The 18,324-nt window shown below is 64.2% G+C and carries 17 protein-coding genes; 1 reads left to right on the forward strand and 16 read right to left on the reverse strand.

The window, feature by feature from the left end; all coding sequences use genetic code 11:
- Window positions 1-33 precede the first annotated feature (33 nt).
- The 8 genes from AC0L28_RS21150 to AC0L28_RS21185 all read right to left on the reverse strand — a co-directional run bounded on the left by AC0L28_RS21150 (window position 34) and on the right by AC0L28_RS21185 (window position 8,770).
- Window positions 34-969: a sugar ABC transporter substrate-binding protein gene (locus AC0L28_RS21150; protein WP_473480011.1), complete on the reverse strand. Its 936-nt coding sequence runs from the start codon at window positions 967-969 to the stop codon at window positions 34-36.
- A 25-nt stretch (window positions 970-994) separates the two neighbouring features.
- Window positions 995-1,909 carry a sugar phosphate isomerase/epimerase family protein gene (locus AC0L28_RS21155; RefSeq protein ID WP_023798628.1) on the reverse strand — a complete coding sequence of 305 codons (915 nt, stop codon included), beginning with the start codon at window positions 1,907-1,909 and terminating at the stop codon, window positions 995-997.
- Between the two features lie 26 nt (window positions 1,910-1,935).
- The gene (locus AC0L28_RS21160) at window positions 1,936-3,048 is read right to left on the reverse strand and encodes a Gfo/Idh/MocA family protein (protein ID WP_036269638.1); all 1,113 of its coding nucleotides are present in this window, start codon (window positions 3,046-3,048) and stop codon (window positions 1,936-1,938) included.
- 35 nt (window positions 3,049-3,083) lie between these two features.
- A complete protein-coding gene (locus AC0L28_RS21165) occupies window positions 3,084-4,175 on the reverse strand; it encodes an ABC transporter ATP-binding protein (protein WP_128170198.1) in 1,092 nt (363 codons plus the stop codon).
- A gap of 4 nt (window positions 4,176-4,179) precedes the next feature.
- A complete protein-coding gene (locus AC0L28_RS21170) occupies window positions 4,180-5,265 on the reverse strand; it encodes an ABC transporter ATP-binding protein (RefSeq protein WP_287259963.1) in 1,086 nt (361 codons plus the stop codon).
- Entirely contained in the window at window positions 5,262-6,221 is a 960-nt protein-coding gene (locus AC0L28_RS21175; RefSeq protein WP_123152065.1) for a carbohydrate ABC transporter permease, read from the reverse strand. The genes AC0L28_RS21170 and AC0L28_RS21175 overlap by 4 nt, the downstream gene beginning before the upstream one ends.
- On the reverse strand, window positions 6,218-7,078 hold the full coding sequence (locus tag AC0L28_RS21180) for a carbohydrate ABC transporter permease (RefSeq protein WP_123152066.1): 861 nt from the start codon (window positions 7,076-7,078) through the stop codon (window positions 6,218-6,220). The genes AC0L28_RS21175 and AC0L28_RS21180 overlap by 4 nt, the downstream gene beginning before the upstream one ends.
- 78 nt (window positions 7,079-7,156) lie before the next feature.
- Complete coding sequence (locus AC0L28_RS21185; protein ID WP_473480014.1) at window positions 7,157-8,770, reverse strand: extracellular solute-binding protein; 1,614 nt, start codon at window positions 8,768-8,770, stop codon at window positions 7,157-7,159.
- A 369-nt stretch (window positions 8,771-9,139) separates the two neighbouring features.
- On the opposite strand from AC0L28_RS21185, the gene AC0L28_RS21190 reads away from it, so the two are divergent.
- Window positions 9,140-10,171: a LacI family DNA-binding transcriptional regulator gene (locus tag AC0L28_RS21190; protein ID WP_287259959.1), complete on the forward strand. Its 1,032-nt coding sequence runs from the start codon at window positions 9,140-9,142 to the stop codon at window positions 10,169-10,171.
- Between the two features lie 513 nt (window positions 10,172-10,684).
- On the opposite strand, the gene AC0L28_RS21195 is transcribed toward AC0L28_RS21190, so the two are convergent.
- From AC0L28_RS21195 to AC0L28_RS21230, 8 genes are all read right to left on the reverse strand, one after another.
- Window positions 10,685-11,119 (reverse strand): aconitase X swivel domain-containing protein, encoded by a 435-nt coding sequence (locus tag AC0L28_RS21195; protein ID WP_023798619.1) that lies wholly within the window; start codon window positions 11,117-11,119, stop codon window positions 10,685-10,687.
- Window positions 11,116-12,363: an aconitase X gene (locus tag AC0L28_RS21200; protein WP_473480016.1), complete on the reverse strand. Its 1,248-nt coding sequence runs from the start codon at window positions 12,361-12,363 to the stop codon at window positions 11,116-11,118. Before AC0L28_RS21200 ends, AC0L28_RS21195 begins: the two co-directional genes overlap by 4 nt.
- A gap of 66 nt (window positions 12,364-12,429) precedes the next feature.
- Complete coding sequence (locus AC0L28_RS21205; protein ID WP_128247696.1) at window positions 12,430-13,494, reverse strand: ABC transporter ATP-binding protein; 1,065 nt, start codon at window positions 13,492-13,494, stop codon at window positions 12,430-12,432.
- Window positions 13,494-14,282, reverse strand: coding sequence for an ABC transporter permease (locus tag AC0L28_RS21210; protein WP_023798617.1), 789 nt, complete (start codon window positions 14,280-14,282; stop codon window positions 13,494-13,496). Before AC0L28_RS21210 ends, AC0L28_RS21205 begins: the two co-directional genes overlap by 1 nt.
- Window positions 14,282-15,151 carry an ABC transporter permease gene (locus AC0L28_RS21215; protein ID WP_287259955.1) on the reverse strand — a complete coding sequence of 290 codons (870 nt, stop codon included), beginning with the start codon at window positions 15,149-15,151 and terminating at the stop codon, window positions 14,282-14,284. Before AC0L28_RS21215 ends, AC0L28_RS21210 begins: the two co-directional genes overlap by 1 nt.
- 41 nt (window positions 15,152-15,192) lie before the next feature.
- Entirely contained in the window at window positions 15,193-16,248 is a 1,056-nt protein-coding gene (locus AC0L28_RS21220; protein ID WP_128170499.1) for an ABC transporter substrate-binding protein, read from the reverse strand.
- A 55-nt stretch (window positions 16,249-16,303) separates the two neighbouring features.
- Complete coding sequence (locus tag AC0L28_RS21225; protein WP_473480042.1) at window positions 16,304-17,272, reverse strand: PfkB family carbohydrate kinase; 969 nt, start codon at window positions 17,270-17,272, stop codon at window positions 16,304-16,306.
- Between the two features lie 17 nt (window positions 17,273-17,289).
- On the reverse strand, window positions 17,290-18,324 hold the full coding sequence (locus tag AC0L28_RS21230; protein WP_473480019.1) for an ADP-ribosylglycohydrolase family protein: 1,035 nt from the start codon (window positions 18,322-18,324) through the stop codon (window positions 17,290-17,292).

Below are 18,324 nucleotides of genomic sequence, written 5' to 3' on the forward strand. Positions count from 1 at the left end.
GCCCGCCGCCTGCGCAGCGGGCGTCAGTTTCAATCACTTGTCGTAGCGTTTCAGGATCGGTTCGACGCTCGATGCGTCGTAGAGGCTGAAAGTGTGGATATCGTAGCCGATCGGTTCGCCCGCGGCGGCAAGCCCGAGCAGCGCCACCGGCATGAAGCCCTGCGCCGACGGAAACTGCCAGGCAGCCGCGTTGACGAAGCCGGCCTTGACGGCTTCGGCGGTCTCCCGGGAATTGCCCCAACCTACGACCGGGATCGTGCCGGCAGGCACGCCGGCGCCGTCGAACACCCTGCTGGCCGCCACGGAATCGCCGAGCGCGATGATCGCCGGCGGATTGTTGGCGACCATGTAGTCGGTCATCTTGGCGATGATGCCGGCCGGATCGGTGCCGCAATCGACCACGTCGTATTTGATGCCGAGCGGATCGAAGACGCTGGCGATGCCTTCGGTCTCGAGCTGCTGATAGCTGGCGCCCGGCACTTCCACCGGCAGGAACACCTTGTCGCCTTGCTTCACCATCTTGTGGTCGACCAGATATTTCGCCCAGATGACGCCGGCTTGCCTGAGGTCGGCGCCGACATAGGCCTGCCGGCCAGTCGCTGGATCGTCGGTGTTGAAGAACACGATCGGGACGCCGGCCGCCTTGGCTGCCTTGACCTCCTCGTTCCACAGGCCGGGCTGCGCCGAGGTGGTGGCGATGCCGTCCGGCTTGGCGGCAAGTGCGGAGTTGAAGGCCTCCTTCTGCGCGGCCATGTCGCCGCCGCTGAACGAGATCTTGCAGGTCACCTTGAGCTGGTCGCAGGCCTTGGTCGCGCCTGCATTCCAGTCGATCCAGAAGGCGTCCGACGGGCCGCCATGCGACAGCAGGTAGAACGTCTTCTGAGCATCCTGCGCCAGCGCCGGTGCAGCCAGTGCAACACCGGCGAACACGGTCGCCGCAGCCGCGATTTTCGATACGAATCTCAACATTCTCTTCCTCCCTTTTTTGTGGCCGTCACAGTCCGTTGGCGCGGAATTTCTCGTCGAGGAATTTCTTGGCGCGCGGCACGTCGTCCTCCGAAAGGTGCTCGATGATGACCGGGATGTTCGGGTGCTTTTCGGCCAAACGCTTGAGATAGAGGTCGTAGTTCAGCGAACCGAGGCCGGGCGCCGGCAGCTCGATCTCGCCGACACCGCGAAAAGTGTGGCTTTCCAGCGCGTCCTCGTCGCCGATATCGGCGTGCTTCTCCGACTTGTCGCCGCCCGAGCGCTTGACGTCCTTGGCGTGGGCTATTTTGATCTTGTCGGTCAGGGTGTCGAATACCTGGTTCAGGATCTGGTCCATCCTGTCGATGTTATGGGTCTCGAAATAGTTGGTCGGATCCATCAACAGGCCGAGGCCGGGATGGTCGACCTGCGCGAACATCTTCACCGTCTCCTCGACCGAGCCGACGACATTGTTGACATAGGTTTCGAGCAGGAACACCGCGCCGTGGTCGTAGGCGGTCTGGGCAAGGTCGGCGATGACCTTGCGGCATTCCTCAAAACCTTCCTCGGTCTTGTTCTTGGGATGGTGCACCCAGTCGGATTCGGTGTTGTAGGTGCCGGTTTCCGAGATCACGTAAGGCGTGCCGAATTCGCGCGCATTGCGGATGATCTCCTTGAGATAGCCGACGCGCCTCTCGCGCTCGCCCATGTCCGGATGAATGATGTTGGTGTAGCCCGACACGCAGCACACCGGCAGGTTATGGTCGCGAAACGTGTCGCGAACTGTCCTGGCCTTTTCCTTGGTGATCTGCCCGACCGACAGGTCGATATCCCTGAAATGCAGGTCGAGCTGCACCGTGTTGAAATCGAGCGCGCGGATCTTCTGCGCGGTTTCCTTGAGGCCGTACGGGAAATAGCCCGTGAAGATACCTGCCTGCATCATGATATGAAATCCTCCCTGTAAGCGATTCAGTTGATTGGGTTTATCGAGATTTCGGACAGCTTGACCGTGCGGCGCTCGTCGATCGAGCGATAGCCGGCTTCGATCAGCGCCATGGTCTTGGCGTTGTCGGCGACGGAAAGTGCCGGCGGCTCACCCGTCTTGACCGCATGCTGGAGTTGCTCCATCACGCCGATGAAGGCATGCGGGAACCACATCGTCTCCCAGCTGGGTGTCACCCATTCGCCGCCGGTGGTCTCGGTCGAGGCATAGGTCAGCGTTGAGGCCGAACCCGTCGGCCAGCCGATCGTGCCCTTGGCGACGCCCTTGGTGCCGTCAACGCGCCAGTTGATGTGCTGGTCGTCCCTGTAGCCGTCCTGGCGCGGGCCGGACCAGACATCCTCCAGCGATACGGCGAGCACGCCGGACGGAAATCGCATCGTCGAGACGGTGATGCCGTCGGAATGGTCGAAACGCGTGCGCGGATCCTTGCGGGTCAGCGTGGTGATCTCGTCGGGATCGCCGAACAGGAAACGCAGCACGTCGAGATGATGGACGCTCATGTTGGCGAGCGTCAGCCGGTCATAGTCCTCGAGAAATGTCTGCCAGTGCGGGATCGCATGCATGTCGATCTGCGCGAAGACGATGTCGCCGAGCGCGCCGCTGTCGATGATCTGCTTCAGCACCCGCATCGACTGGTCGTAGCGCATGTTCTGGTTGACCGAGAGGATCTTGCCGGCCCTGGCCGCCTCGTCACGCAGTTTGACCGCTTCATCGAGCGACAGCGCCAGCGGCTTTTGCGCCAGGATCGCCTTGATATGCTGCTGCTTCAGCGCATGGCGGATCAGTGCCGGCTGCTGGTCCGGCGGAAACGCAAGGTCGATGATCTCGACATTTTTGTCCTCGATCAATTGTTCCGGCGTGTCGTGGACGGTCGGTATCTCCCAGCGCCTGGCGACCTTCTCGGCGCTGGCCTTGGTCCTGGAGGCGATCGACACCACGGGAAAACCAGCTTCCTGGTAGGCCGCAAGGTGACATTCGGCCATGATCATGCCGGCGCCGACGCAGCCGATCCTGTATTCCCTGGTGCGGACTTTAACGTCCGGCTCGAAGTCCTTGCCCGCTATTCCTTCGCCAGCCATCTGATCCTCCCGAAGCTCGTTTCTTAGAACCGCTGTCATCGTGCCAGCGCTGCCCCGCTTTGCCCAAAATAATGCACCCTGCCCGGCTCGCAGGATATCGCCACCATCGCGTCCGGCCTGATGTCGGGCTGGCCGCGCAGCAGTGCCCGCAGACGCGCCTGCCCGGCGGCGAGTGTCACCACGGTGTAGCCGCCGAGCGGCTCGACCTCGAACACTCGCGCCGGGCGGCCCGCGCGCCCAACCGACATTCCATCATCCGATATTTCCCCATCCTGCCAGGGCCTGACCTTGATGTCTTCCGGCCTGAGCCCAATCTCGACGGCATCGGCCGGCGCCGCCTTGTCCGCGATGCGGATCGTGCCTTCGGCCGCCTCCATGCCTTCCGCGCCGCGCACCGACTTCAAGATGTTCATCATCGGCGAACCGAGCAGCCGCGCGACATAGGTGCTGGCCGGCCGATCATAGATCTCGGCCGGCGCGCCGGTCTGCCTGATCCTGCCGTTTTCCAGAATGGCGATACGGTCGGCGACAGACATCGCCTCTTCCTGGTCGTGCGTGACATAAATCAGCGTCTTGCCGAGCTCGCGCTGGATGCGCTTCAGCTCGACGCGAGTCTCCTCGCGAAGCCTGGCGTCGAGCGCCGAGATCGGATCGTCCATCAGATAGGCATTGGGGTCGCGCACCAGCGCCCGAGCGATCGCCACGCGCTGCCGCTCGCCGCCCGAAAGCTGCGCCGGCGGCTTATGCAGGATGTGGCCGATATGCAGCTTGGCCGCGACGTCTGCGACACGCTTTTCGATTTCGGCCTCGGCGAGCCGGCGTTCGACCAGGGGAAAGCGGACATTGTCGCGCGCGCTCATATGCGGAAACAGCGCCAGGTTCTGGAACACCATGGCGACATTGCGTTCGGCCGGCGACACCGTGTTGACCAGCCTGCCGCCGATCAGGATTTCGCCGGCGTCCGGCGTCTCCAGCCCGAGCACCAGACGCAGCACCGTCGACTTGCCCGATAGCGGCGGGCCGAAGAAGCAGAAGAACTCATTGTCGTTGACAGTGAACGAGGCGTCGTCGACGGCGAGCGTGTCGCCATAGCGTTTCGTCACATTGCGGAAGACGATATCGGCCATGGTCTCAGCCCGCCTTCATGGCAAGGCCGGTGGCGGCGTCGAACACACGCACGGACGCCTGGGCCGGCGCGACAACCGCTGTCTGCCCGATCGCCAGCCCGACGTCATTGTCGAACACCGCCTTCACCGTGCTCTCGCCCTGGCCGAAATGGACGATGGTGCGCGCGCCGATGCGCTCGACGAACGTTACCGGCATCGACAGGCCGCGGTCTGAGAGAATCACCTGCTCAGGCCGAAAGCCGTAGAGCACATCTTCGCGCGCGGCCCTCACCGCCGGGGCGAGATTGTCCGGCAGCGGCGGCGTGACACCGATCGGCCCGAGATCGATGACCAGGCCACGGTCGCTTTCCGCCGGCCTGCCCTCGAGCAGGTTCATGCCCGGCGCACCGATGAAGCGGGCGACAAAGACATTGGCCGGATCGTTGTAGACCTCGAGCGGCGTGCCGACCTGCTGCAGCACGCCATGGTCCATCACCGCGATGCGATCAGCCATGGTCATCGCTTCGAGCTGGTCGTGGGTGACATAGACCATGGTCTGCCGGAACTGACGCTGCAGCTGTTTCAATTCGGTCCGCATGACAGCCCGGAAGGCGGCGTCGACATTGGACAGCGGCTCGTCCAGCAGGAAAATCGCCGGCTCCATGATCGCCGAACGGCCGATCGCCACGCGCTGCAATATGTTGACCGACAGCCTGTCGGCCTTGCGGTCGAGCAGCGGAGTCAGTTGCAGCATCTCGGCGATCGCGCCCACGCGGCGGTCGATCTCTGCCCTCGGCGCGCCGCGCATTTTTGGGCCGTAGGCGAGGTTCTGCCGCACGCTCATATGGGTGAAGATCGCATAGTTCTGGAAGACGAAGCCGACGCCGCGCCGCCCCATCGGCACGCCGGCCATGTCGCGCTCGCCGAACACGATCTTGCCGCTGGTCGGCTCTTCCATGCCGGCGATCATGTTCATCGTCGTCGACTTGCCGCAGCCCGACGGCCCAAGCAGCGCCATGAACTCGCCGTCGGCGATGGCAAGATCCATCGTCTTCAAGGCGGTAAAGTCGCCGAACTTCTTGACCAGGTTCTGCAGATGGATCGCGCTCATGCCGGCACCTCCCGCGCCCGGGCCATGCGCTTCATGGCAAACACCGCGGCGATGGACAGCACGATCAGGATGGCCAGCGCGATCGCCGCGACATAGCCCCAGATCAGGTCCTGGGTGGTGAGCTTGTAGATGTAGACGGAAATGGTCTCGGTGGCGACGCCGGGACCGCCGCCCGTCATGATGTAGAGCGTGTCGAAGATCTTGAAGTTCTCGATGACCCTGATTGCCAGTGCGATGATGATGATCGTCTTCATCTTCGGCAGCACGATGGTGACGAAGCGCTGCCAGGGATTGGCGCCAAGCAGCGTCGCCGCTTTGATCTGGTCCTCGGGCACGCCGACCAGGCCGGCAAGCAGGATGAGGAACATCAGCGGCGTCCATTGCCAGATGTCGGCGAGCATGACGGCGATGAGCGCCAGCGTCGGGTCCGACAGCCAGGCGATGGTGACGGGAAAGCCTGATAGCGCCGACAGGATGTCGTTGACCGGTCCGCCTGACTGGAACAGCATGAAGAACATGTAGCCGGCCACCGCCGGCACCACCATCATCGGCATCAGCAGGATCGAATAGAAGATCCGCTTGCCCGGGAACTCGTCGGCAAACAGCGTGGCGAGTGCCAAGCCGAGCAGGAATTCCGCCGGCACGCAGACGATCATGACGATGGCCGTTCTCTTGAGCGCGCTCCAGAAGCGCGCGTCGGCGGCAAGGTCGGTGTAGTTGGCGAAGTTGTTCCACAGCGACCAGGCGCTCCACCAGCCGAGGCCGGACAGCGGCGACCAGTCGGTCAGGCTGATATAGAGCTGCATCAACAGCGGAAACACCGCGATGAACAGCACCAGGATCTGCGCCGGCAGTGTCAGCCGGAAACCGAGCTTTACCCCTTCGTCCCGAAGGGTCGGCTTTGCCTGGACGGTTTTCATCACGTCCTCCGGAATCGTGGCAGTGACCGCGCTCATTGCTTGAGCGCCCCGAAGGTCAGCCCGCGCACCAGATGGCGCTGGATCGCGATGCCCATGATGACAGGCGGCACCGCCGCGATCAGGCCGAGTGCCGCCTTGGCACCGTAGAGCTGGCCGGTCATCGAAGACGACAGCGAGGCCATGTAGACCGGCACCGTCACCCATTCGCGTGTCGTCAAAAGCAACGCGATCAGATAGTCCGACCAGTTGAGGATGAAGACGAACAGCGCGGCACTGGCGAGCGGCGCGCGCATCATCGGCAGCGTGATGCGGGTGAAGACGCGCAATCGCGAGCAGCCCTCGACCAGCGCCGCTTCCTCGATCTCGCGCGGCATGTCGTCGAAGAACGTCTTCATCAGCCAGAATGCAAAGGGCAGCGTGACGATGCCGTAGATCAGCGACAGCCCCCACCAGCTGTCGGTAAAGTTGAGAAAGGCCCACATGATCATCACCGGGGTCATCACCGCCATCGGCGGAAACAGGCGGAGCTGGATCAGCGCCAGCGGCAGGTTCTGGCCCGAGCCGAAGCGCGACAGCCCGTAGGCCGCCGCGGTGCCCGCCGACATGGCGATCGCCGTTCCGAACACTGCCGACAGCAGCGATGACAGGATCGGTTTTAGGGCGGTACGGTCGAGCGCGACGATCAGGTTGTTGGTCGATTCACCGAAGACGAAGCGGAAATTGCTGAGCGTCGGGTTCTTCGGCCACCAGGTTAGGTCGGCGCCGGTCGCCGACCATTCGGCGATCGGCTTGAAGGCCATCGAGACCATCCACAGGATCGGCACCAGCGTCACCGCCATAGCAGCAAGGATCGCTGCATAGCGGAATATTTCGAAAGGAACGGAACGCTTCATTTTGCAGCTTTGCTGGTACCATCGTTTGCGGAGGGGAAGAGCAAACTCCTCCCCTCCATTCGTATGCTGGGAGGAGGATCAGCTGATCGGATCGAGAACGGTGGGCCAGGCCTCCTTGTTGGTCTTGATGGCTTCGAGAAGCTTCTCCTCGCCGGTGCGGCGGGCGATCTTCTTCCATTCGGCCTCGGTGTCGACCATCGCCTGCTCGGCGGTCTTGGCCTTGGTCAGCGCGGCAACGAGGTTCTCGTCCAGCGCATTGTGGAAGGCGGTGGCGCCGGGATAGTTGATGGTCGGCACGGTGCGGGCGACCGTCTCGCGCACCACATCCATGTGGTAGGCGTGATAGGTCTGGCGGACCAGCGGGTCGGAGAAATCCGACAACCGGAACGGATCGAAATAGCCGCCCGGATTGGCGGTCATCCAGGCATAGATGCGGCTCGAACCGAGCCATTGCAGGAACAGGTAGCAGGCCTCCGGATTCTTGGCCTGCGACGAGACCGAGGCCGACAGATTGAGCCACAGCACCGAGCGGCTGATCAGCTTGCCGTCGATCTCGCGGCCGGGCGGCAGCATCGAGCCGATCTTGCCGGTGACGGCTGAATCCTTGTTGCCGGCATTGTCCAAAAATTTCGGCAGGTTGGAGAAGGCGCAGGTCATCGCGGCGCCGCCCTTGGCAAAATTTCCGTACTGCTCCGGCCAGCCCCAAGAGATCGCATCCGGCGAATGGTGGGCCAGCGAGGCGATGTACTCGTTAACAGCGGCAATGCCTTGCTGCGAATTGATCAGCGGCTTGCCGGTATCGTCGAACAGGAACTGATTTGGCGAAGCCATTGAAACATAACGCTGATACCAGTTGGTGTAGCCCCAGCCCTGGTTGCGCAGATCGGTCGAACCGAACAGGCCCTTGTCCGGGCGATGGAAGAAGGCGGCGATCTCGTCATGCTGCTTCCAGGTCTTCGGCGACCCCAGTTCATAGCCATGCTTGTCGGAGAAGGCTTTCTTCTCGGCCGCGTCGCCGAACAAATCGGTGCGATAGACCCAAGTCTGGAAATCGCCGTCCAGCGACACGCCATAGGTCGAGCCGCGATACTGGTTGAGCAGCGAGACGCCCTTGGCGCCGTCGACATAGCCGCGCTCGGGGTCGTCCCATTCCGGCTTGTACTGGGCGACGAAGTCGTCGAGCTTCAGGATGCCGCCGGTTTCGGCGAGGTCGCCGAGACGGTTCCATTCCACCGCGTAGATGTCATAGGCCCCACCCTTGGTGGAGATGTCCTGCATCGTCTTGGTGAATTCCTGGCCGTTCGGCACGCCGACGATCTCGATCGGAATGCCGGTTTCCTTCTCCCACAGATCCTTGATCGAGGGCGCGCCGGCGGGAAATTGCTGCGTCAGTTGGCCGATCGAGCCGTCGGACAGGCCAAGCACGATCTTGGCCGGGGCCTTGCCGGCCCCCTTCATCGCCTTGGCCGCCTCGATGGCGCGGCCTTCCGGCGTGTCGGGCCCATATTGATAGCGCTCCGAGCCGTCGAAGCCGGTCGGGCCGCCGATCATGCCCGGCGCCAGCGCATCGGCCGCGTAGGCGCGGCTGGGGCGGATGAATTTCGGTGCGATACCTGCGGCGGCAACAAGCACGGCCGCCTTTCCACCGGACGCCAGCAGACGGCGCCGCGACATGCGGATCATATCAGACATTGGAAGTCCTCCCTCGAGGGCCTTGTTCCTCCACGGCCCTCATGATGGATATTGACGGCAGTACGGGAAGGCTGTCAACATCATAAATAATCAAAACACATCATAACATCGCAATTGAGGGGAGAGGATGCAGTCCAGCGAGGTCAGCCAACGGCACCTAGTGCTTGAATTTGAGGGACCGAGCGCCGCGCCGATCCTTTTCGGCCCGGCTCGACGATTTGGTGTAGCGCGCCGGCTTGCGCATCGGCTCAGGCCGGATACATCATTTCCCATCACAATCGCGGATGGCATGAAGCCGTCGTCCGGCATTCGAACCATTGAGCGCGCGATTTTGATGCGCGTAGCGCGCAAGCAGTGAGGTGATCGACTGTGCGGTCCACCCTGACAGACATAGCCCGGGAAGCCGGCGTTTCAGCCGCGACGGTCGATCGTGTGCTCAACAACCGCGCCGGGGTCAGGGCGCGCACCCGCGAGGTCGTGCTGGAAACGGCGCAGCGGCTGGGCTACATCGCTGAGAATTCGAACAGCCCGACCACGCGCCACGTGCTGTCCGGTGATGTGATACGGCTCGACTTCGCCCTGCCCGCCGGCACCAATTCCTTCATCAAGATGCTGCACCGGCACATCGAGGCGCAGGCGCAATCGCGGCCAGACCTCGATGTTCGCGTCGCCACGATCGAAGGCTTCAATCCCGACCGGCTTGCCCGCGTGCTGCAGGAATTGCGCGGCCAGACGCAGGGCGTCGGCGTCATCGCGCTCGATCACCCGACGGTCCGCGAGGCGATCCGTTCGCTGTCGGCCAGCGGCGTCAAGGTCGTCACGATAGCGTCCGACATCCTGCACGTGCCGAGGGTCGCCTATATCGGCATCGACAACCGCGCCGCCGGCCGGCTCGCCGGCTATCTGCTCAACCGCTTCATGGGCGCCGGTCGTCCGGGCAAGGTCGCGCTGTTCGCCGGCTCGCTCTCCTATCGCGGCCATGAGGAACGCGAGATGGGGTTCCGCCACATATTGACGGAAGAATCGCCCAATCTGCAGATCGTCGAGATGCGCGAGATGCTCGACGACCGGGAAAAGGCCTATGCGGAGGCCTCCGCCCTACTGGACCGGCATCCGGACCTGGCCGCGATCTACAATGTCGGCGCCGGCAACACCGGCATCGCCCGCGCGCTCAAGGAGCGAGGGCGGGCGCTGTCGACCGTGTTTCTCGGCCATGAAGTGACCGAAGGCACCAAGGAGCTTTTGCTCGACGGCACGCTCGATGCAGTGATCGACCAGAACCCGCGCGTCGAGGCCCGCGAAGCGCTCAACACCTTGACCCACGCGATCAGGGGCTTGCCCTACGAGTTGCACCAGCCGAGGCTGCAGGTGATCTTCAGGGAAAGCATCCCGGAGATCTGAACGGAAGGGTCCCGGGATTACCCGGGAAAGAGAGGCAGCGCCAGCAGGTGCAGGCTGTGGCGCTGCGGCGATCAAGGTAATCTTGAGCTCAATGCGTGCGGACTGTTGTCTTCGGGACGACGACGACCGGGATCGCCTCCGCATGGCCGACCGGCTCGGCGTTCGGCTGGTTCGCGGCGGAAGCAGCTGCCGCCAGGATCGTTCGAACACTGGCGCGGCACGCTCGGGCTTGGCCGCGACGAGACGCTGGCGGCGGCCTACTGGCGACGTGGCACGGCAGGACTGATGGCCGGCTGAAAAAGACTGTTTTGATGGCGAATGCAACGCAGGCGATCCCCCTCTCCCAGTTCTTAACGGGGAGAGGGTAAGGGTGAGGGGCAGCGCGAACGTTGAGTAGAAATTCCGACGTTGGTGCTGCCCCTCATCTGCCTGCCGGCATCTTCTCCCCGTGGAAAACGGGGAGAAGGGGCTAGCCGCGACCCGACGCGACAATTCCCAATCACTCACTTTAGATCATTGCCCAATATTGACGATCGCCCGGTCATCCTCGCCGAGGCCGATCGCGATCCGGTCGCCGGAGACAATGCCCGATATGTCGCAGACGACCAGCGGCATGCTGATTTCGTAGAGGAACTCGGCGACGATGGCGCCGACGGCCAGGATCGGATCGGGCCGCTGCAGGATGATGCCGGCCGGCGCCGTGCCCCGGCGGATCGCCTCGGCCAGGACCGAAGACGAGGACGACGATCCCCGCCCGGATGCCATCACCAGGATCTTGCCGGCGACGTTGCCGCCCGGGTGCGAACGGTCGATGATGTCGCCCGTTTCGGCATCGACGCCGCCCCAGAAGCTGAGCGCATGCGACAGCACCAGCGCCGATCCCTGCGCCTCGCCGGCAAGCTGGAACGTGCCAACTCTGTTCTGCGCTCGACTGTCCTGTTGGCTCATCGCGCGCCTCGCACGACGCGGCCGGCAGCGGCCGAGCGAACGCAGTCTGCCAGGTCGCCGAAGACCACCGACACGCCGATATTGCCGGGCGCATAATGCGCCCATTTGCCGGAATTGGTCATCACCACGCCGTCGAGACGCTCGAGCACCGAGGTGACATAGGTGCAGGTATCCGTAACCGGAATGAGGCCGAACGCATCCATGCCGGCAAGTTCGCCCTCGTCCTGCAATCTCTTGAAAGTGGCGCGCCCGGTGTTGACGTAGATCGGAATGCCCCTGCCCGGCGCCACCTCGCGCAGCATCGCCAGCAGGCGCTTCCACTCCTCGTGCGAAAAATGCGGCGTGCCGAGCGATACGGCCGCAAGCGGCGCGCCGTCGGGGACGCTCGACAGTTTTGCCAGCGCCTGGTCGATGTCGGCGCGACAGATCCGGATCGTCGCCTCCGGCGCCACGCCGCGAAATGCCTCGTCGAGCGTCCTTGCTTCCGGCGTGATGCCGACCGCATGAAACAGCGCCACCGCACCCGTCGTTGCCGCCGCCGCGCCAAGCGCCTTCAGCTGATCCTCGTCGCGCGGCTGCGGCAGGCCCGATATCACAGGAATGCGGTCGCCACTCGCTTGCCCGATGACCAGCCCGACGCCGACGAACAGGGCATCGGCAGGTTCGAAAGAACCGGTCAGCTCGAACAGGATCTGGCCGCGCCGATTATCGGTCAAATGCAGTCCCCAGGCCGGCGCGCGCCCGGTCATCGCGCAGCACAGATCGATGAAATCGCCATAGCGGTTGGTCCGCGCACCGATCACCGAATTGGCAAAGACGATGGCGTTGGACTCGCCCCAGGCGATCTGCTCGCCAAAGCCCGGCCGGAACCGCGTCTGATAGGGCGCGCAGGTGAAGGTCGCCTGGCAGCCGAGTTTTAGATGCGCCTTCATCAGCCGCCGCGCCGGCACCTCTTGCGCGGCCGGCATCTTCACCAGCCCGGGATGGATGAGGTCGAAGGAACCGACATTGAGTGTTGTTGGCACGCTGACGCGGCCGCCGCCCTCGACCAGCCTTTCGACGAAATCGAGGCTGGCCTGGCCGTGATAGAGGCAGCCGTCGATATGCGCGCCGGCAATGTCCAACAATTTGCGCGCGCCGACGGCGTTGGAAAAGGCGACCAGTATCTTCATCGCTGCGGCCACGGCCCGGCCGTGCTCGCCGCCGAGCATCGACTGGTCGCCCGCACTGAGTTCAAGCGTCATCGGGTGTTCCGCTTTCCCGCACTATGCCCGACCATGCTCTCACTGATTGCGGCCCGCCTGGCAAGATCAGTTTGCCGCGATCAGCACCGTGCTCTCCGGCGACCAGCGCAGCACCACTTTTTGCCCCTCCGCCAACCTTTCAACGCCGGTGTTCTGCACGATGACCTTGAGCGTTTGCCCGTCGCGATCGACGAAATAGGTGCTGTTGTTGCCGGCGAAGATGCGCTTGGATACCTGGCCGCGGAGCATATTGGCGTTCGGATCGGACGTCCCCGAATCGGTGGCGATACGGATGCGTTCGGGCCGCACCGCGCAGCTGGCCTTGGCGCCGGCGGCAAGCGTCGCGCCTGCCCCGGCGGCAATCGCCGTGCCGTCCTGCAGCCGGATGCCGGCGCCGGTGCTCTCGCCGCGAAAAATGTTGGCGTCGCCGAGGAAGGTGGCGGCGAACTCGCTCTTCGGCCTGTCGTAGATCTCCTCGGGCGGCCCCTCCTGCACCAGCCTGCCGTCACGCAGGATGCCGATGCGGTCGCTCATCGTCAGCGCTTCTTCCTGGTCGTGGGTGACGAAGATGGTGGTGATGCCGATCTCGCGCTGGATGCGCTTCAGCTCGATCTGCATGTCGACGCGCAGCGCCTTGTCGAGCGCCCCCAGCGGCTCGTCGAGCAGAAGCACGCGCGGCTTGGTGACGATGGCGCGGGCCAGTGCGACGCGCTGGCGCTGGCCGCCCGACAGCTGGTGTGGGCGGCGGCCGCCGAGCTTGCCGAGTTGCACCAGGTCGAGCGCGCGCTGCACCTCGCTGGCTATCGTTGCCTTGGCTTGCCCGCGCACCGACAGGCCGAAGGCGACATTGTCGGCGACGCTCATATTGGGAAACAGCGCATAGTTCTGGAACACCATGCCGATGCGCCGCTTCTCGACCGGCACCCGCTCGACGCTCTCGCCGCCGATGGCGATGCGGCCGGAGTCGGGGAAATCGAAGCCGGCGATCTGGCGCAGGAGCGTGGTCTTGCCGCTGCCCGACGGCCCGAGCAGCGCGTAGAAACCGCCGTCGGCGAAATCGATCGAGACATCGTCCAGCGCCTTGTGCGCGCCAAAACTGCGCGACAAATTCGCTACCTGCACGCCGGCCATTATTTCTCTCCGCCGAATTTGAAGAATTTTGCCGTGAGCAGCATCAGCGCCATCGAGACGACGATGATGATCGTCGAGACGGCATTGATCTCCGGCGTGAAACCCTTGCGGATCGCGGCGTAGATCTCGACCGGCAAGGTCGTCTGGCCCGGCGTCGACAGGAAGTACGAGACCACGAACTGGTCGAACGACACGGCGAAGGCGAACAGCCCGCCGGCGATGACGCCCGGCATGATCCAGGGCAGCGTGACCCGCGAAGTCACCTGCCACTGGTTGGCGCCGAGCGATCGCGCCGCCTCTTCCAGCTCGGGCGCAAAGGTCTGCAGCCGGGCTGAGACGACGACGATGACATAGGGCAGCGCCAGCGCCACATGGCCGAGCAGGATCGCGAACAGCCCACGGCCGATGCCGACGCCGAAGAAGAAGATCAGCATCGCCGTGCCGGTGATCAGCCACGGAATGGCGATCGGTGGAAACAGCAGCGCTTGCAGGACTTTCTTGCCGCGAAATTCATGGCGATAGAGCGCCAGCGATGCCGCCGAGCCGAGCACCGTGGAGATGATGGTGGTGATGATGGCGATCTCCACGCTGTTCCAGGTGGCCGAGATCAGCTGGTCGTTCTGCCACAACGACGCGTACCACTCGGTCGTCCATTCGAACGGCAACTGGTAGAAGGGCGAGACGTTGAACGACATCAGCGCCATGATGATGATCGGGAGGTAGAGAAAGGCGAGCAGCAGCCAGATGTAGAGGCGCCCACACCATTCCAGGATACGCGTCGTCGCCATCACGCGGCCCTCTTCAACACCGGCGACGCCAATGCCAGGATGACCAGCACGACGGCCAGCAGGATAAAGGACAGCGCCGCACCCAGCGGCCAGTTGAACACGGCGACGAACTGGTCCTCGATGACCGTGCCGTAGAAAGTGCCGGTGCGGCCACCGAGAATACGCGGTTCCATGAAGGAGCCGACGACGGGAACGAAGATCAGCGCCGCACCGGCGACCAGCCCCGGCATCGACAGCGGAATGATCACCCGTTTCAGCATTTGTAGCCGCGAGGCGCCGAGCGAGCGCCCTGCCTCGATCAGCGAATCGTCGATGGCCTGCAGCGTCAGGTAACAGGTCAGCACCATGTAGGGCACGTAGGAGTGGACCAGGCCGATGATGACGGCCGGATAGGAATACATCAGGTCGATGTTGATCTTGAACGGCAGCACGGCGTTGAGTGCGGTGTCGAGAATGCCGCCCTCGCGCAGCACCATCGCCCAGGAGAAGATGCGCACCAGGCCGTTCGACCAGAACGGCAGGATGACGAGCAGGAAGATCGCCTCGCGGCTGCGTCCCCTAAACACCTTGGCCAGCACATAGGCCGCGGGATAGCCGATGACGACGCACCACAGCGTCACCTCGAGCCCGAGCCTGAGCGAGGCCAGCAGCAGCGTCCGGTAGAGGCCTTGCGCAAAGAAGGTGGCATAATTGTCCAGCGTGAACGACCACGCCTTTCCCGACAGCGGCAGCTCGGTCATGAAGGAGAAAAACACCATGGCCGACAGCGGCAAGAAGATCGCCACCGTCAGCCAGAGATAGGCCGGCACAAGCAGCGGCAAAGCCGATCGCAATCCGCTCCTCGAACCGGTTGCGACCTGTCCAGCCATATGTTCCTCCCGAAAGCTTGCCGTTACTTTCACCCCGCCCGTTACTTCACATTGACCTTCAGCTCCTGCCACAGCGCCAGATAAGCCTCGCGCTGCGCGTCGCTGATCGGCGCCTGGAACTGGATGCGCTTGGCGACGTCGGGGTCGCCCATCACCTTGCGGTTGAAGGCGTCTTCGGGAAGGGTGGCGACCGCCTTGGCGTTGGCCGACACCGGCGCGCCGACCTTGGTGACCCATTCGACGTAGAACTTCGGGTCGATCATATAGTTGATGAAGGCCTCGGCGCCGGCGACGTTTTTGGAACCGACCGGGATGGAGAAGGCGTCGAGCCAGGCGACGGCGCCTTCCCTGGGGATGACCAGCGAGACCGGCAGCTTGAAATGCGTCTTGGCGCGGTCGGCCGAGCCGCTCCAATAAGTGCCGATGTCGATCTGATTGGAGGCGACCATCTGGTTCCAGTCGTTTTCCGAGCTCCAGAACGTCTTGATCTGCGGCATCAGCGAGGCCAGCTTCGCCTTGACCGCCTCCATATCCTTGATGTCGTTGATGTTTTGGCCGGTGGCGATGGCGCCGAACTGGACCGCCTCGACCGCGTCGTCGCGGATGGTGACGCGGCCCTTATGCGCCTCGTTCCACATCTCGGCGATGCTGGTCGGCGGCGTCTCGAAGGCTTTCTCGTTGATGGCGAGCGCGGTCAAGCCCCACACCCATGGCACGCCATAGACCTTGCCATCGCGGGCGAGCATCGGCGAGCCTGCCTTGTCCGCGCTGATGTCGGCATAGTTGGGGATTTTCGAGACGTCGATCGGCTGGATCAGCTTTTCCGCCATCGCCTGGTCGTTGAAGGCGGCGTTGATCATGACGACGTCGTAGAGGCCGGGATTGGTCCTCAGCTTGGTCAGCATTTCCTGTTCGGAATTGAAAAAATCGTTGACGACCTTGTTGCCGGTCGCCTTCTCGAAAGCGGCGATGGCCCAGGGCTCGTCGGCGCCGTAGCCCTTCCAGTTGAGCACATGCACCTCGTCGGCGCTGGCGACCAGTGCGGAAGCGAAGACGGCGGTTGCCGTCAGAAAAGCAGTCAGTTTGGGCATGCGCATGTTCGTTCCTCTCATTGTTTGCCCGGTTGGCGGGCTTGTTGCGTCATTTAGGCTGTCATAAATGGGCCTTTTGCTTCCGGCCGTGCACGGATCGATCGTCATGGCTGAGGAATGTCTGGATCTCCTCGTCGGTCGGCGCCGACGATCCGCCATGGCGGGTGACCGAGAGCGCCGCCGCCGCATTGGCGTAACTTGCCGCTTCGAAGGGCGGCACGCCGCGCGACAGCGCGCTGACGAAGGCGCCGATATGGGTGTCGCCGGCGCCGTTGGTATCGACGGCGGCGACCTTGAAACCGGGCACGGCCTGCGCGGTGCCGTCAGCCAGTCGCACGAAGCAGCCTTCCGCCCCGGCGCGGATGATGACCGCCTCGGCGGTCGGGCAGTGATTGGAAAGAAGCCGGGCGGCAATGGCCTCGACAGCACCGGGGCCGGCGATCTCGCCCGCTTCCGTTGTGTTGCAGCTCAGCCAGTTCGTGCGCGCCAGCACCCGGTCGAGAATGGCGCGCGGAATCTCCGATATGACAGGCGTCGGATCGAAGACGAAGGGAATTTCCGCCGGCAGCGCCTCGATCCAGTCGGCCAGCGCGTCGCGGCTCCCGACATAGCTCAGCGTATAGCCGGAGGCGAACACCCAATCATCAGGCGCAACCCGGACGGCCGCCATCATGCCGAGGCTGAGCACGCTCTCGGCGCCAGGCCATGACACGAACGTGCGCTCGGCGTCGCCGCTGATCATGGCGACGCAATTGCCGCTGTCCATCAAAGGCGATGGGTGCGTCAGCGTTGCGATGCCCTCGGCGGCAAAAGCGGCACGCAGGAAATCGCCATTCGGTCCGCTGCCGAGCTGGCCGCCGAAGACGACCTTCATGCCGGTGCGACTGGCCGCAACCATCATGTTGAAGCCGCCGCCGGCGACCTGGGCAAAGCTCGATGCGGTCTTTTCGGTGCCGGGCGCCGGCAAGGCGTCGATGCGGTAGACATAGTCGACCACCGCGCTGCCGATATGGACGAGACGCCCGCTCATGTCAGGCTGAGCTCCGCTCATGCCGCCGCATCCTTGGTCGCGCTGCTTTTCGCCATCCGCGCCGCGACCAGGTCGGCGGCGAGCGCGTGCACCTGCGCCATGTCGAGGCCTCTGAGCCGGGCGATGTATTCCCTTGGCAATCGGCAAAAGCCGGCGCAGGCGCCTGCCATGCCGGCGGCGATGGCGCCGATCGTGTCGGTGTCGCCGCCGAGATTGGCGCTGATGACGGCCGCCCGCCAGGGATCGCCGCCGGCGATTTCCAGCACGGCGAAGGCCGCCGGAACCGATTCCTGGCTGGCGACGCCGGTGCCGACCAGGTCGACGATCAGCCGGATGCCGTCGGTGACGGCCTTGCCGCGAACCAGGCCCCTCGCCCAGTCGATGCGCGCGGCGATATCGCCGCCGCTGGTCCAGTGACCGTGTTCTGCGCCCTGCCTGGCCGCCACGACCGCGCGATCCAAGGCGGCGCGCCAATCGCCGCCGGCAACGCCACAGCTGACGGCGGCGGCAACGGCAGCCGCCGCGGCAATGGCGATCGAGGTGTTGTGCGTGGCGCGGCAGGTTTCCGCAACCTTGGCGACCAGCGCGCCGAGCGGCTCCGGCGGCATCATGATGCCGACCGGCGCGATGCGCATCGCCGCGCCATTGGTGTCGCCGCTGCGCCCAGCCTCCTCGGCCGGCACGCCGTCATTGATGGCGTCGATGGCGCGCTTGGTCGAAGGTCCGAGCAGATCGTAGCTGCCGCGCGCCTTGACCTCGCGCTCCCAGTCGAGCAGCGCCTTGACCCAGCGCGTGTGATCGAAGCCGTCGCCTGAAGCGACCAGGATGCGGCCGAGCAGCAGCGCCTGTTCGGTGTCGTCGGTGACAGTGCCGGCGGACAGGCCCTTCGACACCGGATGGTCGGCGGCGGGCGCGACGAAACCCTCGACAGGACCGTAGAGCTCGACGATGCGGGCCGGCGACAAAAGCTGCGTCGGCATGCCGAGCGCATCGCCCAGCGCCCCGCCGACAAGCGCACCCATCGCCCGGTCGATCGCCGCGGCCATCTCCAT

The organism is Mesorhizobium sp. WSM4847 (genome assembly GCF_055811335.1).